At 55.6% G+C, this 21500-nt stretch carries 18 protein-coding genes and 1 pseudogene; 11 read left to right on the top strand and 8 right to left on the bottom strand.

Annotated elements, in window-relative coordinates:
• Nucleotides 1-310 (bottom strand): annotated as a pseudogene (locus JI62_RS05685) (C4-dicarboxylate ABC transporter substrate-binding protein); the annotation flags it as partial.
• Between the two features lie 36 nt (nucleotides 311-346).
• A complete protein-coding gene (locus JI62_RS05680) occupies nucleotides 347-1330 on the bottom strand; it encodes a LysR family transcriptional regulator (RefSeq protein WP_088699230.1) in 984 nt (327 codons plus the stop codon).
• A 371-nt stretch (nucleotides 1331-1701) separates the two neighbouring features.
• Here JI62_RS05680 and JI62_RS05675 point away from each other — a divergent pair, with 371 nt between their 5' ends.
• The 3 genes from JI62_RS05675 to JI62_RS05665 are packed head-to-tail and all read left to right on the top strand — an operon-like array spanning nucleotide 1702 to nucleotide 4117.
• Entirely contained in the window at nucleotides 1702-2454 is a 753-nt protein-coding gene (locus tag JI62_RS05675; RefSeq protein ID WP_088699229.1) for a 5-oxoprolinase subunit PxpA, read from the top strand.
• On the top strand, nucleotides 2451-3167 hold the full coding sequence (pxpB, locus tag JI62_RS05670) for a 5-oxoprolinase subunit PxpB (RefSeq protein WP_430750712.1): 717 nt from the start codon (nucleotides 2451-2453) through the stop codon (nucleotides 3165-3167). The genes JI62_RS05675 and pxpB overlap by 4 nt, the downstream gene beginning before the upstream one ends.
• On the top strand, nucleotides 3164-4117 hold the full coding sequence (locus JI62_RS05665) for a biotin-dependent carboxyltransferase family protein (RefSeq protein ID WP_088699228.1): 954 nt from the start codon (nucleotides 3164-3166) through the stop codon (nucleotides 4115-4117). The genes pxpB and JI62_RS05665 overlap by 4 nt, the downstream gene beginning before the upstream one ends.
• Nucleotides 4118-4336: 219 nt before the next feature.
• On the opposite strand, the gene JI62_RS05660 is transcribed toward JI62_RS05665, so the two are convergent.
• The 5 genes from JI62_RS05660 to JI62_RS05640 all read right to left on the bottom strand — a co-directional run bounded on the left by JI62_RS05660 (nucleotide 4337) and on the right by JI62_RS05640 (nucleotide 10694).
• Complete coding sequence (locus tag JI62_RS05660; protein WP_088699227.1) at nucleotides 4337-5368, bottom strand: leucyl aminopeptidase; 1032 nt, start codon at nucleotides 5366-5368, stop codon at nucleotides 4337-4339.
• A gap of 128 nt (nucleotides 5369-5496) precedes the next feature.
• Nucleotides 5497-7005, bottom strand: coding sequence for a sodium:solute symporter family protein (locus JI62_RS05655; protein WP_088699226.1), 1509 nt, complete (start codon nucleotides 7003-7005; stop codon nucleotides 5497-5499).
• On the bottom strand, nucleotides 6998-7186 hold the full coding sequence (locus JI62_RS05650) for a hypothetical protein (RefSeq protein WP_088699225.1): 189 nt from the start codon (nucleotides 7184-7186) through the stop codon (nucleotides 6998-7000). Before JI62_RS05650 ends, JI62_RS05655 begins: the two co-directional genes overlap by 8 nt.
• A 21-nt stretch (nucleotides 7187-7207) precedes the next feature.
• On the bottom strand, nucleotides 7208-10213 hold the full coding sequence (locus JI62_RS05645) for a c-type cytochrome (protein ID WP_240513150.1): 3006 nt from the start codon (nucleotides 10211-10213) through the stop codon (nucleotides 7208-7210).
• On the bottom strand, nucleotides 10206-10694 hold the full coding sequence (locus JI62_RS05640; protein WP_088699224.1) for a (2Fe-2S)-binding protein: 489 nt from the start codon (nucleotides 10692-10694) through the stop codon (nucleotides 10206-10208). Before JI62_RS05640 ends, JI62_RS05645 begins: the two co-directional genes overlap by 8 nt.
• 463 nt (nucleotides 10695-11157) lie before the next feature.
• On the opposite strand from JI62_RS05640, the gene JI62_RS05635 reads away from it, so the two are divergent.
• From JI62_RS05635 to JI62_RS05620, 4 genes are read left to right on the top strand one after another with little or no spacing between them, the layout of a single operon-like run.
• Nucleotides 11158-12318: an FAD-dependent monooxygenase gene (locus JI62_RS05635; protein WP_088699223.1), complete on the top strand. Its 1161-nt coding sequence runs from the start codon at nucleotides 11158-11160 to the stop codon at nucleotides 12316-12318.
• Nucleotides 12315-13133 carry an alpha/beta fold hydrolase gene (locus JI62_RS05630; RefSeq protein ID WP_088699222.1) on the top strand — a complete coding sequence of 273 codons (819 nt, stop codon included), beginning with the start codon at nucleotides 12315-12317 and terminating at the stop codon, nucleotides 13131-13133. The genes JI62_RS05635 and JI62_RS05630 overlap by 4 nt, the downstream gene beginning before the upstream one ends.
• A gap of 15 nt (nucleotides 13134-13148) precedes the next feature.
• Nucleotides 13149-13916 (top strand): maleate cis-trans isomerase family protein, encoded by a 768-nt coding sequence (locus tag JI62_RS05625; protein WP_276206550.1) that lies wholly within the window; start codon nucleotides 13149-13151, stop codon nucleotides 13914-13916.
• Nucleotides 13917-13927: 11 nt separating this feature from the next.
• The gene (locus tag JI62_RS05620) at nucleotides 13928-14608 is read left to right on the top strand and encodes an N-carbamoylsarcosine amidohydrolase (protein WP_088699221.1); all 681 of its coding nucleotides are present in this window, start codon (nucleotides 13928-13930) and stop codon (nucleotides 14606-14608) included.
• Nucleotides 14609-14649: 41 nt separating this feature from the next.
• Here JI62_RS05620 and JI62_RS05615 read toward each other — a convergent pair whose 3' ends face one another.
• Nucleotides 14650-15132, bottom strand: coding sequence for a MarR family winged helix-turn-helix transcriptional regulator (locus JI62_RS05615; RefSeq protein WP_276206549.1), 483 nt, complete (start codon nucleotides 15130-15132; stop codon nucleotides 14650-14652).
• 208 nt (nucleotides 15133-15340) lie between these two features.
• Between JI62_RS05615 and JI62_RS05610 the strand changes: the two genes are divergently transcribed.
• The 4 genes from JI62_RS05610 (at nucleotide 15341) to htc1 (ending at nucleotide 21398) form a co-directional block, all read left to right on the top strand.
• The gene (locus JI62_RS05610; RefSeq protein ID WP_088699220.1) at nucleotides 15341-17611 is read left to right on the top strand and encodes a xanthine dehydrogenase family protein molybdopterin-binding subunit; all 2271 of its coding nucleotides are present in this window, start codon (nucleotides 15341-15343) and stop codon (nucleotides 17609-17611) included.
• A complete protein-coding gene (locus JI62_RS05605) occupies nucleotides 17611-18579 on the top strand; it encodes an XdhC family protein (protein ID WP_088699219.1) in 969 nt (322 codons plus the stop codon). The genes JI62_RS05610 and JI62_RS05605 overlap by 1 nt, the downstream gene beginning before the upstream one ends.
• Entirely contained in the window at nucleotides 18569-19234 is a 666-nt protein-coding gene (locus JI62_RS05600; RefSeq protein WP_088699218.1) for a nucleotidyltransferase family protein, read from the top strand. Before JI62_RS05605 ends, JI62_RS05600 begins: the two co-directional genes overlap by 11 nt.
• A 172-nt stretch (nucleotides 19235-19406) precedes the next feature.
• Entirely contained in the window at nucleotides 19407-21398 is a 1992-nt protein-coding gene (gene htc1, locus JI62_RS05595; RefSeq protein WP_240513149.1) for a methyl-accepting chemotaxis protein Htc1, read from the top strand.
• Nucleotides 21399-21500 lie beyond the last annotated feature (102 nt).

The raw sequence follows: 21500 nt of genomic DNA, 5'->3' as shown, positions 1-21500 counted from the left end.
GGTTATCCACTTCGAAAATGGGATCATCATTGGAAAGAACGGAGAGGAATACTTCACCCGCATCAATGGTGCCACGGCGAACCGACGGCTTGATTTCACCATGCGATACCAGCGAGCCGCCGCTATGAACGGTAATGGTCAACTCCCCGTCGGTAGCTTCAGCCACATCCTCGGCAAACTGCTTATTGTTTTGGGTATGAAAGCTGGCATCACCGTAAGGCGTGGCCATCGTCCATTCCGCAGCATGAGCCGTCACCGTTAAACCGCAGGCGGTCGCCAGGAGCAATGAAGTCGTTATTGTCTTGCGCATCATAAGAACCCTCTTATTTCTATTAATAGTATGGTGCTAATAGTGTGTTGCTTCGGTAGTACCAGAGGAGGCGCTGGCGGTAACCCAGCGCCCGGAGAAAAGTGTTGTTGTCATATCGGCACGGCGCGCCTGGGCATAGCTGCAGGCACACTGTTGGGCCAAACGGCCCACCCCGCGACAAAAGCGCGGGTGGTTAGCATTGCGCCATATCACATCATAGTGCATGGCCGGTAACGGCACCGGTAGCGAGAGACGGTAGAGCTCTCCCCGCTGCCACTCATCCAGCACAGTGGCGACAGGCAGCGCGCCAATCCCCAACCCTTCGGTGGTCATTCGTACAATGGTCATGAGTGTGCTGACGCTATGGATACGAGGATTAGCGACTCCCTGCTCTGCCAAATAACTCACCAACTCTGCATAGGGGCGAGCCTGCTTACCAAATGAAATAAACGGCAGTTGCTTGCCCCAAGTGTCGGCACTTTCGCCCAGTTGCTTGACGTGCCGGGGAGAGACAAACATGCCCATTTCATAAGGGCTCAAGGACTCGTACTCGATCTGCTTTTGCGGTGAATAGCCATTCATCGCCAATACAATGTCCAGTTCGTTGCCCAGTAGCCGTTCATTGAGCACCGGCGAATAATCCACTGTCAGTTCAATGGTCAAACGCGGATACCGCTCGGTTAAACGGCGCATAAATTCGGGAAACCAGCTATGGGCAATGGTTTCAATCGTGCCGAGCCGCAATGGTGCAGAAAACGCCTCTTCGTCATCGAAAAGCTTCATCGCCTCGTCACGCTGGTGCAGCATCCGCTCTGCGTGAACAAAGAACTCGCGACCTCGCATAGTTGGCTGAATAGGCCGGGCGGCACGCTCCAGCAGTAGCTCTCCGACCGTTGTTTCCAAGCGCGAAATACGCTCAGAAACAGAGGGTTGAGTAAGGTGCAGGCGGGTCGCCGCCTTACGAAAGGAGCCGAGCCTCACTGCCCATACGAACGCCTCAAGTTCCTTAAAATCGAGCATAGTAACTCGCCTGCCAATGACTGATTGGAGTAAAAACACTGCTGTACTGATACGCAAAGAGACCGGTGGAGTGCTATGGCTCACGACGACCCGATAACTACTCAACGTTAAGACCACTATGCAACTTTAAGACCAATCCCAGCAGCGCTATTTCACCAACGCTATTATCACGCCCCGCTCCTAATGTGATAAGCGTATCGTGCCCAAGCGTCAACCCTTTTTCCAATAAATAACAATATGATAGGAGTGTCCGATAGTTAGTATCGCCAAAAACGATTGGCACTGGGCAAGCCATGTTCATATATTGGTGGTGGACGACAATTCAGCGCTAACCCATCAAGCGCACCCACTGCATCGACACAGGAGTCGCTATGGCCATCCCCCTGCTTAATTGCGATATGGGCGAAAGTTTCGGCAACTGGCACCTCGGCCTGGATGCCGATGCGATGCCTTTCGTCGACTGCGCCAATATCGCCTGCGGCTTCCATGCCTCTGACCCTCATGTGATGCGCCGCACCGTCAAATTAGCGGTACAAAATGGTGTGCGTATTGGCGCGCACCCGGGTTATCCGGATTTGATGGGCTTTGGGCGACGCTCCATGGCTTGCTCGCCGGAAGAAGCGGAAGATATGGTGCTCTACCAAGTAGGGGCTTTGGCGGGCATCTGCCAAGCCGAAGGCACCCAACTGAGCTATATCAAACCACACGGTGCGCTGTACAACGACATGGCTGCCAATCCGGCGCTACTCGAAGGCGTGATGCGTGCGGTACGTGCGTACGATGCCAGCCTGCCGCTGATGATTATGTCTACCGCCGACCCCGAGCCGCACCGTGAGCTGGCCGCCAACATGGGCATTACCCTCTGGTTCGAAACCTTTGCAGACCGTGCTTATGACGGCAACGGCCACTTGGCCTCACGTCGCCTGCCTAACGCTGTGCACCACGACCAGAACACCATCGTCGATCAAGCGGTAATGCTGGCCAAAGGCGAGCCGCTCACCGCGCTTGATGGAACATCGTTGCATTTACCCTGCGATACGCTCTGCGTTCACGGCGATAACCCCGAGTCAGTGGCCGCCGTACGCGCTATCCGCGAGGCCTTTCAGGCGCTGGAGCAGGCGTGAAAGCCAATATTGAAAAAAGCATTGAAACCGCCGCCATGGATGCCCTGATGGTGCGCCTGTTCGACGCCATCGACGAAGCCAATATGGCCTGGGTAATCGCCGCCGACCAGGCGCTGCGTAACGCCTTTGGAAGCATGTTAATTGACCTGGTGCCCTCTTACACCACGCTGTTGCTGCATTACGACTGCCAGCAGTTAACCCATAGCGAGGCGATTCAACTTATTCACAAGGCGCTTTCTGGCCTTGCCCCTGTGGATACTCAAGCCGGTGAACTGCACGATATTCCGGTGTGGTACGACGAAAGCGTGGGGCCCGAGTTGCCCCTGGTCGCCAAGCGCGCTGGCTTGAGCGTTAAAGCGCTTATCGAACAGCACTGCAACCACGACTACTGCGTATTCGCGCTGGGCTTTGCCCCCGGCTACGGCTTTATGGGCTTGGTAGACGAATCCCTCGCTACGCCACGCTTGAAAACACCGCGCCGCAAGGTGGCAGCAGGTAGCGTGGGCATTGCCGATCGCCAAACCGCGATTTATCCGCTGCTCTCGCCGGGCGGCTGGAATATTCTGGGTCGCACCAACGTGCCGCTATTCGAGAATGCCAAACGTGGCGAGCCGCTGTTTCGCCCCGGCGACAAGGTGCGCTTTAGAGCGATCTCCCGCGAAGAGTTTGAAGCAGATGGTGGTGACACCACGCCCATGGAGGAGCGCCCATGAGCCAAGTCGCTATGAATGAAACACAGAAGGGGCTAGTGGTTAAACAGGCGGGGCCGCTGGCGCTTATCCAAGATGCCGGCCGGTTTGGCGTCGGCCACTTAGGCGTTACTCAGGGCGGCGCCGCCGACTGGATCTCTTTTCACTGGGCCAACTGGCTGCTGGGCAACGCTTTAAACAGCGCCGCGCTGGAAATCGTCATGGGCGGCGGCTTGAGCTTTGAAACCGAACGCGAAGTGCGTCTGGCGTTGACCGGCGCCGATCTAGACGCCCAGTTGGATGGCAAACCGCTAGCACCCAATACCAGCTTTAAGCTACTGCCGGGCCAGCGCCTGGTGTTTCGCCAGCCGCGCCAAGGCCTGCGCGCCTATCTCGCTTTTCCCGGCGGGCTAAATGCGCCGGAGGTGCTGGGCAGCCGCGCCTGCACTGCCCGCGAGCAGTTGGGCGGCCTGCATGAAGATGGCAAGCCTTTGCAAGTCGGTGACCGCTTGACCTGGACAGGCACCGCCCCTGCGCTACGCCGCATTCCTAAAGACCAAGGGCCGCAGATGCCCGCTTCGGGCTGCCGCTTACCCATCGTACTCGGTTCGCAAATCGCCTCGTTTAGCGGTCGCGCGCTGTTTCAGGCATTCAACCAGCCCTGGACAGTGGATAACCGCGCCGACCGCATGGGCGTCCGCCTCACCGGCCCTGCCCTACACGGCTCACTCACGGGGATTATTTCCGAAGGCATTCCGCTGGGAGCGGTACAGGTTCCGCCAGACGGCCAACCCATCGTGCTAATGAACGACCGCCAGACCATTGGCGGTTATCCGCGTTTAGGTGCTCTCACCCCCATCGCCTGCGCTACGCTGGCCCAGTGTTTGCCCGGCACTGAAGTGTGGCTAACCCCTGTCAGCGCCAGCCAGGCGCAGGATGATTACCGAAAGCAGTTAATGGTTTGGAAGAAGTAGCCGCAAAAGCAACCCAACGGTCTGCACAACCCTACGCGGGGGCGCTGTGAACCCATCCATGGGCGCTACTTTCGCCATCTGACTGCCATGGAAGGCGGAAATGCCGGAATAGCATGGAGCCATTTCCGGCCATGGCGAAAGACCCCCGCTACGGGTTGATTCCGACCTCAGTGAATAGTTAACGCTGGCTTTTTATCAGTATCACTACTTATTAGCGTATTAACCCCTAGCCATCTGCAGCTCTTTAACGACGATATCGCCATCAATCACGATAGGCTCATCATCGAGAAACAGCGAGCAGTTGCGCATGGGGATATCCAGGTGGCAGGCGGTATCGTTAGACCCACCCAGTTCGCTGTTCGGGCCGGTGGAGAACATCACGTTGCCGTAGAAGCTGCGCGGTTCCATCCCCATACCACCAGGGAACTCCCCCGGCACCATGCGGTGCCACTTGGCATTAGGGTTCATGCCCCAGCCCACATGGCTCATGCCCATGCCGCGCGGGTCGTTAAAGCTATCCATATAGGACTTCACCAGCTCCGCATCGAGCCCACCACGTATATCGGTAATCCAGCCTTTTTCAATGGTGTAGTTAATGGGTTCTCTGACATACATGTTCTGGGGGAGCAGAATATCGCCCGGCGCCACCACAATGGTGCCATCGACGCCATCGTCATCACCGCCGGTAAATACAAAACCAGAGGGCCAGTGATCCCAGCGCCCCGGTTCGTCAGTACAGGCATATTCAGCAACCGTCTCATACGTATTCAGCTGGTAGGTGACATCAGTACCGTGGGGCGAGGTGATGCGCATCACTTTGGCTTTTTCCAGCAGCGCAGCGGCCAGCTCGACCTTTTCTCTTAACTCCTTGGTGGGCAGCATTCTGGCCAGCAGTTCCGGGGGCTCAACTGCCGTTAAAATGCGCGTACCCGCGGCTTGAATCGCCATTTGCTCGGGAGAGAACAGCAGGAAAATACAATCGATCAACATGTCACAGTTTTTAAGCGCTTCCACCGCATCGGGCATACTGGCAAGCCCCGTTGTTCCCACGGCCCAGCCACCGGTGGGTAACGGCGCGGGTAACCGCATATGGTACATATTGGCACCTAAACGCTGCCCCGCCGCCATAAAGGCATCTGCATAATCGAGGCGTTCGCTGCCCTGGGTCAGCACGACGAGTTTTTCGCCTTCATGTACCCCGGACATTTTTAGCTGATGGAGGCAAATTTCGGCAAAGCTTGCGTGATCCATAAAGTCTCCTAACTCCCCAGGCGAAAGCACAGCTATAACATACCGGGAAGTGTTAGCTGAGAGCGCTCGTGTTCGCCTGTGGGCACACCAAGCGCTCTATGGTGTTATCGGTCAAAGCTGAACGTCAATTAGGCAGCCGCCTCTTTCGTCGCTTGATCGGTGGTAGTACGGCGCTTTTTACCCAGCTCTTCCGCGATGGCGGTAAAGAAGGCGTCCGAAGAGGCTTGATGAGGTTTGGTCATAAGGCTAACGCCAACAAACAGCACACTAGCGACCACAATGCCCCATACGCCTGCTGGCAGGCCCAACAGCGAATTCCCGGTGGCATACATCAACAGCACAAAGGCGCTGGTGCCCACCACGCTGACCAGTGCACCGACGCCAGTACCGCGCTTCCAATAGAAGGCACCGATAAGTGCGGGCACCATGGCAACCAGCCCCGAAGAGGCAGCCACCGACAGCACCGCAATAAGGTCAAGCTGCAGTTCGGCAAAGGCCAGCGCCATTAGCGCAATCACCGGCACGACAAACTTACCCACCAGCAGTTGGCGTTTTTCACTGACGTTCGGTTTAACGTTGGCATAGACATCCCGGGAAACCATGGAGGCCAGGGTCAGCATGATCGAATCAATGGTGGAGACGGCGGCGGCCATAATGCCGATCATCACAATCACCCCTAATACTGGCGGTACAAACTCCGAGGCCAGCAGAGTAGGCGTGGCTAAATCTGCGCGCTCAAGACTTGGGAAAGCAGCTAAGGCAGAGAAGCCCCAAAGCACAGAGACCATGGTGTAGATAAAACCAAACACCAGGAATCCAATCAGCATGTGTCGCATGGAGCGCAACGAAGAGGGCATAAACAGACGCTGGCTCACTTGCGGATTAGAGAGGCTAAAGAAGAACCAGGGAATAGTAAGCCCCAGGAAAGTGACAAAGCTGAACAGGCCAGGACCAGGCACCGTCAGCGACTGCGGATGTTCTGTTGCCAGTGTATCGAATAGTGCACCGAAACCACCCAAGCCCTGGATCACCAGGAAGGCCACCAGCGTTGAGGCGACAATCATCATGATTGCCTGAAGGGAGTCGGTCCACATCACCGACCGAATACCGGCAATATAGGAGAAGAAGATAGCAATCACGGTTGCCAGCACCACACCGGTGGTAAAGGTTATCGCCCCATCGGTAATGCCTTGCAACAGGTAACCAACGCCGGCGAGCTGAACCGCTGAATAAGGAATCAGGAAGATACAGCTGGCAATGGAAACGGCCATGGCCACATGCTTGCTGTTATAGCGGTGGCCGAGCATCTCGCTTGGCGTCACAAAGCCAAATTTTTTGCCGACGGCCCAAAACTTGGGCCCGAAAATAGCCACCAGGGAAACACCGGCAAAGTAGATAATTTCAAAGCCCAGCGCGCCAACGCCGCCGGCATAGGTAAGGCCTGCCAGGCCCACCATCATGAAAGCGCTGTAGGTAGTGGCACTGTAACTCAGCGCCGAGACAAAGCCGTTCATTTGTCGGTTGCCCAAAAAGTAGCCGGACATGCTTTCGGAAGGGCCTTGGCGAGACATAATCGCAATACCAATCGCGATTAATAAGTAGATGGCAATCGACCACCAGATGAGTGACTCAGTCATTGCTGTGCTCCTCAAAATCTTTAGTGATAAACACGTTCAGCGCAATGACGACTAGTCCGGCAACTGCCCAAAACAGGAAGCTGCCATACCAAAGTGTCACCCCGCTCAATAGGGTGTAAGGCACTAAATAGCTCAGCAAGACGACTGCCCATACTAGCCATATCCATTTACTGCGTTTCATAGTCCACCTCGTTTTATTCCGTCAGGGAGAAGAGTGTGAGTTGTTGTGGTGAGGCTGGCGTAACTCTGCGCTACGTTGTTTTACTTGTTGCCAAGGCGCTTTGTCTGGGGCAAAACGCGCTCGGAGATAGGTCGTCAAATCAGCGACCTGGGTATTATTAAAGCTGTCGGCAAAGCCTGGCATGCTACCAATACCGGGAACGTGTTCGGCGTGAACACCGCCCAAAATTGACTGAATAACGTTATCGGGATGATCGCTGTGCAAATTGGTATTCAGCGCCAGATTAGTGCTTGCCCTCGAAAAAGTAGGCACACCAGAATCAGCATGACACGCCGCACAGGCGCCCTCGAAGAGCCGCTCCCCTGCCTCCATTTCTGTTGAGCCAACGGCTGCACTGGTCACGCGCTGCGTAGCATCTGCCACAGCCGCATCGCTATTACCCGTGGGCGCCTGCATCTGTGCGGCAACATAGTGGGCTATGGCTCGCACATCATATTCAGGTAGCTCTGCCAGCCCCGCTACCACTGGGGCCATAGGGCCAGAGGCAACGCCGTGAAGCTCAGATTCGCCGTGGCGCAGATAGTCGTAAAGCGATGTTTCACTCCACGGTATGGGCGCACGCGACAGCGTATTAAGCGGTGGCGCTTCCCAACCATCCACAAAAGCACCGGCAAGGTACGACTCGCCGTTTTTCTCAGCGCCCATGGCATTGCGTGGGCTATGACAGGCGCTGCAGTGACCTAATCCTTCGGCAAGGTAGGCTCCCCGGTTATACAGTTCGCTTTGCATGGGGTCAGGCTCGAATGGCTTGGGATCGTGATAAAGCGTATTCCAGCCTGCCATTAAGCTACGCACGCTGAAGGGGAAAGTGAGCGCATTGACGTTTTTTTCAGTCTCTACAGGAGGCTGAGCCATTAAGTAGGCGTAGAGTGCCTGTAAATCGGCATCACTGGTCTTGGCAAACGCCGTATAGGGGAACGCGGGATAAAGGTGGCTGCCATCACGGCTAATACCGTGGCGCATGGCGCGCTCAAAGGCTGCGTAAGACCACTGACCAATTCCCGTCGCCTCATCCGGCGTAATGTTAGTGCTGTAGAGCGTACCGAAAGGGGTCTCAAACCCGCGCCCACCGGCATTGGTCACGCCACCTTCTGTGGTATGGCACGCCGCGCAGTCGCCTGCAGCCGCAACGAGTCGCCCGCGCTCAATGGTCTCGGCGGAGTAGAGGTTGGCGGCTGGCCGTGAGACAGGCGCAATGGCCCCTTTCCACGGCCACGCCACGGCCGCAGTGCCCGCAATGGTGGTAAACGCTGCAGCGGCTAACCAGCGCCGGTTCATTGACCGCGGCGGTTTCAATTTAGATGGGCGCCCTGCCTTCTCGATGGACGAAGCTTCGAGAGCTTGGCGTACGCGATTGGCGGTAAACGGTGGTTGGCGAAAACGCAGGCCGGTGGCATCAAAAAGCGCATTGGCTATTACCGCAACACCCGGCGATAGCTCCGCACCGGTTAATACGTCTTCACCGACGGTTTTATTAGCACCTTCCTCAACAGGGCTTGAAGAAGGTGCGGTGGTTGGCAATCCTGCGGAATCTTCACGTTCAGTCAGCGTACGACTGCCGTCACCCCACTCGTCGAAACTAGGCGCCTGCCCCAAAAGGGGGCGCGCCTCGCCCAATACCCGGGCCTGTAGCGTTTGCTGAAGGCGATCAGTATCCACATCAGCGCCGACGTCTTGACCAACGACCAAGCGGGTAAGCTGAACATCGCCGGTAACACGATTGACCTCCACATCGGCAATCCAGGCAGAGCGCACTCCCGATTCCACGCGCTGATTCCGATCGGGCAGTTGAGAATAGGCAAAGCCGCGACCGCGCAATAGATCCTGAGGTAAAGAGTTTGCTGATGGATTGGACGCCCTTTGCCACTCGGCCCGTTTAGCAACGGACTCAATCAGCTCAATACCACGCGCATCGTCAAGATGGCGAAGTCGCAGCGCGACAGGGTCTTGATCACTCTCGCGGGCAACCTCATCTAAAAAGGATTCCCGCGCAAACGTCTGCTGTATCCCCATCAAGGTGGAGTTGGTGGAGAGCGAAGCGGGCTGGGAGCGTGCGGCAAGGTATTGAGCGCGAAATACATAGGGCGAGAACGGCGTTGTGTCTTGCTCGCCAGCGGTGGCCTCAGCGCTAGACGTTGTTATCGTGGCTCTGCCGCTTAACAACAATCCGACGGCAGCCACCTCACCCGTAAGATTGGCCTGCTGATAGTGATAACGGGCTATCTCACCACTACTGGCAATATCCGCGTTTAGAGTAATTCGCTGCGCTTGGCCCAATGCCTGAGCATCCTTGGCGTAGCGGGCATCCAGCCAGACGGCGACTAGGCCGCCCACAGCCTGCGACATCAGCGCTGCATCCACGGCGGCATCGTCACCGCAATGGCGACCCAGCCCTGAGGCCTGATTTGATGAGTGTTCACCATCGGCGCTATAAAGCTCAATCTGGCTAATATCCAGCGCGGTTAACCGGCTTAGATCCTGTTTAAGCGCCGCTGGGGTAACGGTTTGCCCCCACACACTCAATTGTTGATCGCGACAATCGGCGATTACCCAGCTAGGGTGATGGCCCCAGCGCATGCGACTCGGCCAGCCATACCCATGGTTCGAATGCGTGTATGACGGGCTAGGCTTAACAAGAGGCGATTCACAGGGCGCTTGATCGCTATCAGATTCGGGCGCCTGGTGAACGGCCTGCCACTCAACCTTCAGCTGTTTAGCGGCATCGGTTGCCAAGGCCAAACTATCGGCAACCACCCCCACAAAATCCCCTTCCACCACGACTTCAATAGATCCAGATAGTGAGGCAATACTGCTGCTATCGACGCCCACTAAGCGTTCACTCTCAAAGCGCTCGCCATTCCACCGGTAGTAAGGAGGACGCACGACGACACCAAAACGTGCCTTCGCTAGCAACGCGGGGATGCCAGCCTGTTTTTGCTGGCCATGGAGCATCGACCCTTCACTCATGAGGAGCCTCCTGCAACACGGCCGCGTTAAGGATCACGGCACGCTCAGCTGCCTGCAGAATTTCTACATGGGTGCCACATCGGCAGAGGTTATGCTCTAAAGCGGTGCGGATCTGCTGCGCAGAGGGTTGGGTATTATGGTTTAGCAGCGCACGAACAGTGATGATCATGCCGTTCAAACAGTAGCCACACTGAGCTGCCTGAGCATCGATAAAGGCTTGCTGTACAGGGTCAAGCTCACCGCCCTGGGAAAGACCATCAAGGGTGGTTACCTCATGGCCAACGGCAGCGGACACGGGCAGCACGCAGGTGCGTGCGGCCATGCCATTGATCAATACGCTACATGCCCCACACTCGCCCAAACCACACCCATACTTGGGTCCATTGAGCGCCAGGTCGTTACGCAACACATTGAGCAGTGGTGTCTGCGGCGGCACGGCCAGCTCGCGTTCTTGCCCATTGATAGTTAGCTTTAGCGTCATAGGGGATCATCATCGTTATTGTTAAGCCCGCCCTCTTGCTCTGAATAGGGCTTGGATATGACTTAGATATTACTAATAAACACTGCCTGCCAAACACGCTTCGTAGCACCTTAAACCCGCCTATTTTCACCTACCTTTCACATACGGCCAATTCACTTGCACCAGCTAAGTGCAGAGCTAATACCCATCGAGCATTAAAGGTGCATACGCTATAAAAACAAGCCTAATAAACGTATAGCACTCAATCGATGCGTTTTTCAAGTTTTTGCACAAAACCCAAAAAACAACAAATAAACAATAAAATTCATAAACTTATTTAAAAATATTGCATTATTGCCATTAAAAAATAATTTCGAAACTAATTCTTGACCAAAAAATAAATGGTGTATACGTTGTTTTATAGCATTCACGAACGCATTCAGAAACGAGTGATAGGCGTATAAAACAGCGAGGAAACCAGGATATGAACAACAAACCCACCATCGCCGTTATTGGCGCGGGCCTTGGCGGCGCCGCTGCAGGTGCACTGCTGCAGCAAGCGGGTTACCCCACCAAGGTGTACGAACAGGCACCAGCGTTTGCGCGCCTTGGGGCAGGCATTCACCTTGGCCCCAACGTGATGAAAGTGATGCGCCGCATTGGTATCGAAGAGAAGCTCAATGCCATGGGCTCACACCCCGATTACTGGTTCAGTCGCAACGGCATGACTGGCGAGTATCAGTCACGTATCCCGCTAGGCGAGTTTGCTCGCGAAAACTATGGCGCGGCCTACATCACCGTACACCGTGGAGATCTGCACGAACTGATGGTCAGCACGCTCGACCAGGACAATCTCTTTTTCGATAAGCGCCTGGTCGATGTGGATGACAGCGGCGACAAGGTGGTCATGACCTTCGCCGATGGCTCAACCGAAGAGGCAGATTTGGTGATCGGCGCTGATGGCGTCAACTCGCGCCTACGCGAGAAGCTGCTTGGACCTGAAGCACCGATCTACAGCGGCTGGGTTGCCCACCGGGCGATTATCTCGGCGGAAAAGCTCAAGGCTTACGATCTGGATTTCGAAGCCTGCGTGAAGTGGTGGTCGGAAGACCGGCACATGATGGTGTACTTCGTGACCGGCGACGAGAAGGAGTACTACTACGTTACCGGCGTGCCTGAACCCGATTGGAACCACGGCACCTCCTTCGTCGACAGCTCACGGGAAGAGATGCGCAAAGCATTCGAGGGGTACCACCCCACCGTACAAGCGCTAATCGACTGCACTGAAAGCGTTACCAAGTGGCCCCTATTGGAGCGCAACCCGCTACCACTGTGGCATGAAAATCGGCTAGTGTTGCTAGGCGATGCCTGCCACCCGATGAAGCCACATATGGCCCAGGGCGCCGCTATGGCCATTGAGGATGCTGCCATGCTAGTGCGCTGCCTGGAGGAAGTGGGCGCCGAGAACTACCAGCAGGCATTCGAACTTTACCGCACCAACCGTTTTGAACGCGCCTCGCGGGTTCAGCAGGTTTCCCACGACAATACCTGGTTACGGGAAGACGAAGACCCGGCCTGGGTATTCGCCTATGACCCCTTTGAAGTACCGCTGAAGCAACCAACCAGTCAAGGGAGCCCAGCATGAGCAGCACCTATCTCTATGGCGCCAACGTGCACGCCAATGGTATTCGTCAGCACTACCTGCGCTTTGCCGACAGCGCCGAGACTTCGCGCCAGCCGATGGTACTGATACCGGGCATTACCAGCCCGGCCATCACCTGGCGTTTTGTGGCCGAGCGGCTCGGTCAGCATTTCGACACTTATGTGTTGGATGTCCGAGGGCGCGGCTTGTCGTCTACCGGGCCCGAGCTCGATTATGACACTGACACCTGCGCCGACGATGTGATCGCCTTTATCGATGCGCTAGGTCTAAGCAATGTCATTCTGGCGGGCCACTCCATGGGGGCGCGCTTTGCGCTGCGCGCCATGAGTCGCGGCGCCAAGGGCATCGACAAACTGGTACTTATCGACCCGCCAGTTTCAGGGCCAGGACGTCGTGAGTATCCCAGCAAGCTGCCCTGGTACGTGGATTCTATTCGCGACTGCACGCGGGGTGCCGATATCGAGACCATGCGCCACTACTGCCCCACCTGGAGCGACGAGCAGCTGCGGTTACGCGCCGAGTGGCTACACACTTGCTTTGAGCCCGCCATCGTTCAGGCGTTTGAAGAGTTCCACAGCGTCGATATCCACCAGGATTTCCCAGGTATCAAAGTGCCCACGCTGCTGATGTGTGCAGGCAAGGGCGGTGTTATCCAGGATGAAGATCGCGCCGAAATACGCACCCTGCTACCGACGATTCGCATTTCTACCGCGGAACAAGCGGGCCATATGATTCCCTGGGATGACTTCGATGGTTTTTTTGCCGCCTTTGAAGACTTCCTAGGCACACAACGCTAACAAAGGCCAATAATCATGACCCACAACTCCATGACCAAAACATACCGCATCGGCCAGATCGTCCCCAGCTCCAATATCACCATGGAGACCGAGATACCTGCCATGCTCGCTGCACGGCAGTTGATCCGCCCGGAGCGCTTTACCTTTCACTCCAGCCGCATGCGCATGAAAACCGTCAGCAAGGACGAGCTGGCCGCTATGGATGCGGAGTCTGACCGCTGCGCCCTGGAGCTCTCTGACGCGGCGGTGGATGTGATGGGGTATGCCTGTCTAGTCGCCATTATGGCCATGGGCCCCGGCTACCACCGTGAATCCCAACAACGGCTACGCAGCCGCACAAAAGAGAACGGCTGCGACACGCCGGTGGTCACCAGCGCCGGAGCTCTGGTTGATGCCCTGGGTGTGATGAAAGCCAAGCGCGTGGTGGTAGTGGCCCCTTACATGAAGCCGCTGACCGAAATGGTGGTCGACTACATCCGTCAGGAAGGCATTGACGTGCTCGACTACCGGGCGCTTGAGATCCCCAACAATCTGGACGTTGCTCGTCACGACCCCGCCAATCTCCCCGAGATCGTCGCCAGTCTCGATTTAAGTAACGTAGACGCTATCGTCTTGTCAGCCTGTGTACAAATGCCCTCACTGCCGGCCGTCGCCAAGGTCGAAGCCCTGACCGGCAAGCCGGTGGTGACCGCAGCTATCGCGACCACCTACGCCATGCTCAAGGCACTTGACCTGGAGCCTATCGTACCGGGCGCAGGCGCGCTTTTATCAGGGGCTTACTAGGAGATAGCGCCATGACCAACCCCAGCCAAGCAACCAGCGGCAGCGGTGCTAATGACAGCTCTTTAGATGACAACTTAGATAACAACTACAAAGGCGTCTGGGATGGCCGCATTGGCTTTGGCAAAAGGCCTGCGCTACTGGTGGTTGATTTTATGCAAGGCTACACCACACCTGGCTCGCCACTGTTTGCCCAGGGCGTGGTGGATGCGGTGGCCAATATGCCGCCGCTACTCAATACCGCACGGCGCACTGGCACGCCTGTTATCCACACCAACATTCTTTATCACGCCCCGGATCAGATCGATGGCGGCATTTGGGTCAAGAAGGCACCGGTCATGCGGGCGATGGTGGCGGGCAACCCTTACGCCGAGTTCTGCCCCGAGGTGGCCCCCCGTGAAGATGAGCTGGTAATGACCAAGCAGTATGCCAGCGCGTTCTTTGGTACTTCGCTGGCCTCCACGCTGGTCGCCATGGGTATCGATACGCTGATTATCACCGGCTGCTCCACCAGCGGCTGCATTCGCGCTACCGCCGTTGACGGCGTACAGCACGGCTTTCGGGTGATGGTGGTACGTGATTGCGTGGGCGACCGCCACCCCACGCCCCATGAAGCTAACCTGTTTGATATCGATAGCAAGTATGGGGATGTGGTTGGGCTGGATGAAACACTGGGTTACTTAATGAAGCGTTAGAAGTGCCCGAAAACACAGGTGAAGCGGGCGTCTCGGTTGTGTTATCCGTCCGCGTTCATTTTTTCCAGCAGATGCATTAAGGCAATCCGCTCTGCCGGGTTGAGATTTTTCATGGTCTGATCACTGATTTGCTTGGCACTGGGCACCATGTCCTCGACTAATGTCTCACCGGGTTCGGTGATCACGACCATGACTTTGCGTTGATCATTGGGGTCGGTGGTTAGCGAGATCCACCCCCGCGCTTTAAGACGCTTAATGACGCCACGGATAGTGGCTGGATCAATCGCCGTGGCGTTGACGATATCGGTTAACGAGCTGGGGCCGCGCTCCATCACCGTGCACAGCGTTACAAATTGAATGGCCGTGAGCTGTTTATCGCTGCTGTAGCGCTGAAAAATAGCCGTATGCCGCTGGTAGGCTTTGCGCAGTAGATGCCCTACTTGCTCAGAAAAATCATACCCTTGCTCTGAAGGCGTAGAGTGCTCGCCGGAAGACGAGTGTTTGAACGCACTATCCATTGTCATTCCATATCCTTAATCTATTGGCGACATCGTGTATCGAGTATGGCACTGGTTAACAAAATGATGCATCAACGTATGAAATACTCCTTGCGCTGGATCAATTCATCATGCTTTTATGGCGTACACGCTATAATTTTACCTTAGTTATCGTTCTTTCATCACCTAAAATTCATCGCACTGATCATCATAAATGCGAGCGTGGGAGGCAGACATGGCTGATAAATCAGACTATACAAGAGATTCATTGCTGTATGGGTCTGATGTCCTGGTGATCTATCGCGACCCGGTTACGCCTCCCAAGCCCGCGCCCGGACAGCCAGGTACACACTCAAACTTCACTCCCCATGAGCCCGAGATATTCATTGCCGTGCTGAGCGATAGTCATATCGTGGCTTTCAACGGCCATGTAGACCTGGGCACGGGCATACGCACGGCGCTCGCTCAAATTGTTGCAGAAGAGCTTAGCGTCGCGTTCGACAGCGTTACCATGGTGCTGGGCAACTCCGTTGAAGTTCCCAATCAAGGCCCCACCATTGCCAGTGCATCAATTCAGATCACTGCCGAGCCCTTACGCCGAGCGGCGGCTCAGGCGCGGGAGTACCTATTAACACTGGCCGCAAAGCACTTTGACACTGAGCGCTCGCTACTTAGCTGCCAAAACGGCGCTATTACGCTAAGTGATAATAACCGCTCATCCGTTAGCTATGGGGAGTTGCTGCGGGGCGCCCGTCATACGTTAAAGCTTGCCGATGAGGTGCCGCTTAAGCCGGTCAGCCATTATACCCTGGTCGGCCAATCGACCTCACGCGTGGATATACCTGCCAAGGTTACCGGGCAATTGACCTTTATCCATGACCTGCGCCTGCCCGACATGCTGCATGGGCGAGTGATTCGCCCGCCTTATGTAGGTCACGACAGTGGCGACTTTATTGGCAACAGTTTAATCGCGGTAGATGAAAGCTCTGTGGCGCATTTGCCAGGTGTGGTAAGTGTCGTGGTGGTCGGTGACTTTGTTGGCGTGGTGGCCGAGCGTGAAGAGCAGGCTGCTGCCGCAGCCAAGCAGCTAAAGATCCAGTGGCGCCCAATCGAAGGCTTGCCTCAGTTGGACAACATAGAGCAAGCACTGCTCGACCTGCCCAGCAAACAGCGCATACTCCTAGAAGAGGGTGATCTCGACAGCGCTCTGGCCGCCGCGCAACATCCGCTCAATCGTCACTATGTGTGGCCTTTCCAACTGCATGGCTCCATTGGCCCTTCGTGCGCGGTCGCCGATGCCAACGACGACGGCCTTCACGTATGGTCGGGCACCCAAAATCCACACAGCCTGCGCGCCGACCTTGCCCGCCTTACCGGTTTGGATGAAGGCGTTATCACCATTACCCGTATGGAAACTTCAGGCTGCTATGGTCGCAACTGCGCCGACGACGTTGGCGCGGATGCCGTGCTGCTGTCTCAGGCGGTTGGCCGCCCAGTCCGAGTGCAACTAACCCGTGAGCAGGAGCACACCTGGGAGCCTAAAGGGGCTGCTCAGTATATGGCCATCCAGGGCGGCTTAAACGCAGATGGCAGCCCAGCAGGCTATCGCTTTAATACGCGCTACCCCTCTAACAGTGCGCCCACCCTGGCACTGCTGCTGACCGGTGCGGCCTCACCGATTGATATCCCCTTTGAGATGGGGGATCGAACGTCGGTGCCGCCCTACCGCTACCCTCATCGCCAAATAGTGTGCGACGACGTTCCAACCCTGGTGCGTGCCTCCTGGCTGCGTGGTGTCTCGGCGCTGCCCAGCACCTTCGCCCACGAAAGCTATATTGATGAACTCGCCTACTTGGCGGGTGAAGATCCTGTCGCCTATCGGTTGCGCTACTTAGCCGATAACCGCGCCTGCGAGCTTGTCGAAGCGTTAGCCGAACATGCGAACTGGAAACACTGTACCGCCAACACCAACCCGAGAAGCGATGGCGAGTGGCGCTACGGCCGAGGCTTCGCTTACGCCCAGTACGTACATAGTAAATTTCCCGGCTTTGGCGCCGCGCTCGCCGCCTGGGTGCTTGAGCTAAAAGTCAATGTGAAGAGTGGGCGGGTTGTCGTCGAGAACGTATATGTAGGCCAGGATGCAGGCTTGATGGTCAACCCCGCCGGCGTTCGCCATCAGGTGCATGGCAATGTGATCCAGATGCTCAGCCGCACATTAAATGAGCGGGTAACCTTTGAGGATGGTTTACCGACCAGCAGAGAGTGGGGCGGCTACCCTATTCTACGTTTCTCGGAGCTTCCTCCCATCGACGTCATGCTGCTTGATCGCCCTGAACTGCCCCCACTCGGCGTTGGGGAGTCCGCCTCACTACCCGGCGCTCCTGCGATTGCCAACGCGCTTTTTGATGCCACGGGGGTACGCTTTACCCATCCCCCTTTTACCCCTGACACCCTTCGCGACGCACTGAAAGTCTCCTTTCGACTCCCCATGGAGGCGGCTAGTTAATGCACCACCTTGATCTACAGGTTATCGAACGCGCGTTGAAATGGGCCAACCAGGGGCTGACCGTTTGGCTGTGTACGGTGCTAAAAACCTTTGGCTCGGCCCCCCGGGAGCCGGGTGCCATGCTGGCCGCATGTTCGACAGGCGACTATCTGGGCTCACTGTCGGGTGGCTGTGTCGAAGAAGACTTTATCGCAAGGCTTCAAAAGGGAGAGTTTAACGAGCCGGTTCAACGGGTTCGCTATGGCGGGGATGCGGGTTCAGCGAATATTCGTTTACCCTGCGGTGGCAGCCTTGAAGTACTTGTTGAACGGCTAGCGCCCAACACCGAAAACCTCACTCACTTAGAAGTGATGCATGCCACGCTACTGGGTCGCCAACCGCTAACCCGCTGTATCAAGTTGGATGGCAGCGGCAAGCGTTTTAACCCATCGAAGAATACAGAGCCCACCGTTACTTTCGATACAGCTAGCGCCAATATTCGCATAGGCCCTGCGCGACGGCTGATCATCGCCGGCATATCTTCAATTACTTCGCCCTGTGCACTGTTTGCCCAATCACTCGGTTTTGAAGTAATTGTCTGCGACCCCAGAGAAGATGCCCGGAAAAATTTCGCTGTCGCCGGAGTGGAAGTGCAGGCGGTACTGCCCTCCGTGTTTATCGCCTCTGGCGGCTGCCACGCCAATACCGCCGTTGTGGCTTTGACCCATGACCCCCGTATTGATGATTTAGCAATGATCGAAGCTGTCCGAACGGACGCCTTTTACATTGGCGTTATGGGTTCCCATCAGACGTCGCAACAGCGTGCCGAACGTTTGCAACGCTCCGGCGGCCTGACGGAAACCCAGTTAGCCCGAATTGTCATGCCCATTGGCCTCAACCTGGGTAGCAAAACACCCGCAGAGATCGCCCTAGCCGTGATGGCCGATATTGTTCGCCTTTACCGAGGAAAAGAGCGTCATGCCTTGTAGCGACATTATCGTTATCGTGATGGCGGCAGGCCAATCAAGCCGCTTTGGCAGCGATAAACGAATAGCGCAATTGAATAGCGGAAAAACACTCTTAAACGCCACTTTATTGGCTATTCAGAAACACTTTTCCAATATTAGTATTGTCATTAAACCTGAAGACAACCTCGAGTCTTTCGAGCTCTCTGTAGAATCTTCTACAATTGTTAGTTCGCGCAGTCATTTAGGCCTGGGTTATAGTATTAGCGATGCCTTCAGACAACTCTGCAACGATGAAAATACGCATCACTACCGAGCAGCAGCCATATGGTTGGCCGATCTCCCCTGGGTAAGCCAAGAAACATGTTGCAAACTAACAGAGAAGGCCACACCAGAGTGCATCGTAAAACCACTACACCAAGGAAAACCTGGCCATCCTGTTGTTTTTGGTAGAAATTTTTGGCAAGAACTCGCACATTTAGAAAATGTAAATGGCGCGAACACTGTCATCAAAAAGCATAGTAACCGTGTTATTCATGTCTCTCTCGATGATCCAGGCGTGTGCACTGATGTTGATTACCCTGATGATTTAACCGAGTCACTAAAAAAACACAAAAGATACATAAACGCCACATACCACCCAAACAAAAATTACATTAAAAGTCAGAAAAAATATTAGCTTAGCATTACTATATTAGATTAAAAATATTAAAAAAATGAAAGCAAGCGCATCATGCATCGCTAATGATTAGCGGTAGCAATATAACTCCCAGGGAACCATAAAACAGCCAGAAAATGACACTCACCCATATCCTCGTGATCTGCTTCTGGCCAACACTTCGAGGCAACAAATGAAAAAAATTTCTCGTCTCTCACTGACGCAGAAACTGCTGGTCGCGGTCGCTCTTCCTCTCTTAGCGGTAGCCATCATTTTAGGTTTTGTCGTCAATCAACAGCTTAACCAGGCCATTCCTGCGTTAATCGATAATGCCGGTAAACGGCAAGTAGAAGCACGGGCCGATGAGATCAGCCGATGGATTACAGGGTACCGCAATTGGATATCGGTGCTGGCTAAGGATGAACGCTTGGTCGAAGACGTGCCGCTTGCGTCGCACCGCGAATGGCTCGAAAAGCGCTATCCGCCGGGTGGCACCATCGAATCACTGTTCTTTACTGACGCTTCAGGCGCGACGCTAACCCACGCGGGGGTCAACTTGCAGATAGCCGAACGTCCTTATTTCAAAGCCTTAGTCACTGACGGCACCCAGGATAGCCTGCTAAGTGATCCGGTTATCTCCATGGTGAGCGGCCTGCCAACGGCTATTGTTGCTGATACGGTATTCGATGAACGCGGCAATCGAGCGGGATTGCTGGGCATGACCGTTTCCATGGCCGCGGTCTCTGATATCACCTCCGATATTAATGTGGGCGAAGGCAGCTACGGCTGGTTAATCGACAGCCAAGGGCAGGTCATTGCGCATCCGGTTGAAGAGTACCGCATGTCGCTCAATTACACCGATGCCGACCAGCAGGGCTATCAAGGGCTGGATGCGCTAAGTCAGCAGATACTCAGCGGCACGGCGGGCTCCGGTGAAATAACCATGCCCAGTGGCGAGCAGACCATGCTCATGTGGAGCCCAGTGGAAGGCACTTCCTGGGTGGTCGGAGTCACCGTGCCCATCACCGCCTTTACGACCGTGACGAACAGCCTGCTGCAGTCGCTGCTGCTGGCCGGTGGGCTACTGCTGATCTTATTGTTGGTTGTGGTTGCCTATGCGGCGCGACGCTCCCTCGCACCAATCAAGCATACCGCTAGCGCCATGGCCGATATTGCCAAAGGAAAAGGCGATTTGACACGCCGATTGGAAGCCAAAACCCAGGACGAAATCGGCGATCTCGCCCACGGCTTTAATGCCTTTGTGGAGCGTATGCAGTCTACCCTTCAGGAAGTGCGCCAAAACGCTCGTACGGTATTATCCGATGCCAGCGATATGGCGGATGGTACTCATGAGCTTTCATCGCGTACCGAACAAGCGGCGGCTAACCTCCAGGAAACCTCCGCCTCAATGGAGCAAATCCACTCCACGGTGGCGCATACTTCCCAGGCCTCCGAACAGGCGAATAGCCTCGCGCTAGAAGCCGCCAGTGCCTCAGAGCGCGGCACCGAGTCCATGAGCCAAATGGAAGCTAAGATGGCCGCAATCAGTGATTCGGCCAATAAAATAAGTAATATTATTGGCTTGATTGACTCGATTGCGTTTCAAACCAATATCTTGGCACTCAATGCATCCGTGGAGGCTGCCCGCGCCGGCGAGCAGGGTCGCGGTTTTGCTGTTGTGGCGAGCGAAGTACGCACACTCGCCAGTCGCTCCGCATCCGCGGCGCATGATATTCGTGCGCTGATTGATATGTCCGTTAGCCACTCAAAAGAAGGCAGCGATATCGTCAAGGCGGCGGCTGAACGTATGAATGAGATTCGCCACAGCGTTACGCAGGTGTCGGATGTGATCGCAGAGATTGCCGCCGGTGCGCGAGAGCAAACCGCTGGCATTCAACAGGTCAACACGGCCGTGGCAGAGATGGATATGATGACCCAGCAGAATGCTGCCATGGTCAGTCAGAGCGCCACACTTGCCACGAACATGCGCGACAACGCACGCAGTCTCGATCAATTGATGAGTGAGTTTGTGCTTAATGAAGGTGGCGCTTCAGCCACCGCGCTGCACTACACCTCAACACACAAACAGCGTGCAGCAACAGGCACTGCATTACCTCAAACGCCTAGCCGCCAACCCCAGGCTGCCCCGCAAAAGCATGCCGTAGCGGAGTGGGAAGAGTTCTAACTCCCCCCTAACCAATAAGGCTAAAAGGCACCCGCTTTGAACTGACCCCATAAACTTGGACAGTGAAAAACTAAGCGGCCAAGGCCTGATTTCGGTACTGCA

Source organism: Halomonas campaniensis, assembly GCF_002211105.1.
In the GTDB taxonomy this organism is placed as follows: Bacteria; Pseudomonadota; Gammaproteobacteria; order Pseudomonadales; family Halomonadaceae; genus Vreelandella; species Vreelandella campaniensis_A.
Note: the sequence above shows the minus strand (reverse complement) of the source record. Positions and strands in the feature narration are given on the sequence as shown.

Excerpts from the sequence above, each read along its gene's own strand:
- JI62_RS05620 (WP_088699221.1), top strand. The coding sequence starts at position 13,928 with ATGACCAACCCCAGCCAAGCAACCAGCGGCAGCGGTGCTAATGACAGC.
- JI62_RS05605 (WP_088699219.1), top strand. The coding sequence starts at position 17,611 with ATGCACCACCTTGATCTACAGGTTATCGAACGCGCGTTGAAATGGGCC.
- JI62_RS05680 (WP_088699230.1), bottom strand. The coding sequence starts at position 1,330 with ATGCTCGATTTTAAGGAACTTGAGGCGTTCGTATGGGCAGTGAGGCTC.
- JI62_RS05660 (WP_088699227.1), bottom strand. The coding sequence starts at position 5,368 with ATGGATCACGCAAGCTTTGCCGAAATTTGCCTCCATCAGCTAAAAATG.
- JI62_RS05630 (WP_088699222.1), top strand. The coding sequence starts at position 12,315 with ATGAGCAGCACCTATCTCTATGGCGCCAACGTGCACGCCAATGGTATT.
- JI62_RS05655 (WP_088699226.1), bottom strand. The coding sequence starts at position 7,005 with ATGACTGAGTCACTCATCTGGTGGTCGATTGCCATCTACTTATTAATC.
- JI62_RS05640 (WP_088699224.1), bottom strand. The coding sequence starts at position 10,694 with ATGACGCTAAAGCTAACTATCAATGGGCAAGAACGCGAGCTGGCCGTG.
- JI62_RS05600 (WP_088699218.1), top strand. The coding sequence starts at position 18,569 with ATGCCTTGTAGCGACATTATCGTTATCGTGATGGCGGCAGGCCAATCA.
- htc1 (WP_240513149.1), top strand. The coding sequence starts at position 19,407 with ATGAAAAAAATTTCTCGTCTCTCACTGACGCAGAAACTGCTGGTCGCG.
- JI62_RS05675 (WP_088699229.1), top strand. The coding sequence starts at position 1,702 with ATGGCCATCCCCCTGCTTAATTGCGATATGGGCGAAAGTTTCGGCAAC.
- JI62_RS05645 (WP_240513150.1), bottom strand. The coding sequence starts at position 10,213 with ATGAGTGAAGGGTCGATGCTCCATGGCCAGCAAAAACAGGCTGGCATC.
- JI62_RS05610 (WP_088699220.1), top strand. The coding sequence starts at position 15,341 with ATGGCTGATAAATCAGACTATACAAGAGATTCATTGCTGTATGGGTCT.
- JI62_RS05635 (WP_088699223.1), top strand. The coding sequence starts at position 11,158 with ATGAACAACAAACCCACCATCGCCGTTATTGGCGCGGGCCTTGGCGGC.
- JI62_RS05665 (WP_088699228.1), top strand. The coding sequence starts at position 3,164 with ATGAGCCAAGTCGCTATGAATGAAACACAGAAGGGGCTAGTGGTTAAA.
- JI62_RS05625 (WP_276206550.1), top strand. The coding sequence starts at position 13,149 with ATGACCCACAACTCCATGACCAAAACATACCGCATCGGCCAGATCGTC.
- JI62_RS05650 (WP_088699225.1), bottom strand. The coding sequence starts at position 7,186 with ATGAAACGCAGTAAATGGATATGGCTAGTATGGGCAGTCGTCTTGCTG.
- JI62_RS05615 (WP_276206549.1), bottom strand. The coding sequence starts at position 15,132 with ATGACAATGGATAGTGCGTTCAAACACTCGTCTTCCGGCGAGCACTCT.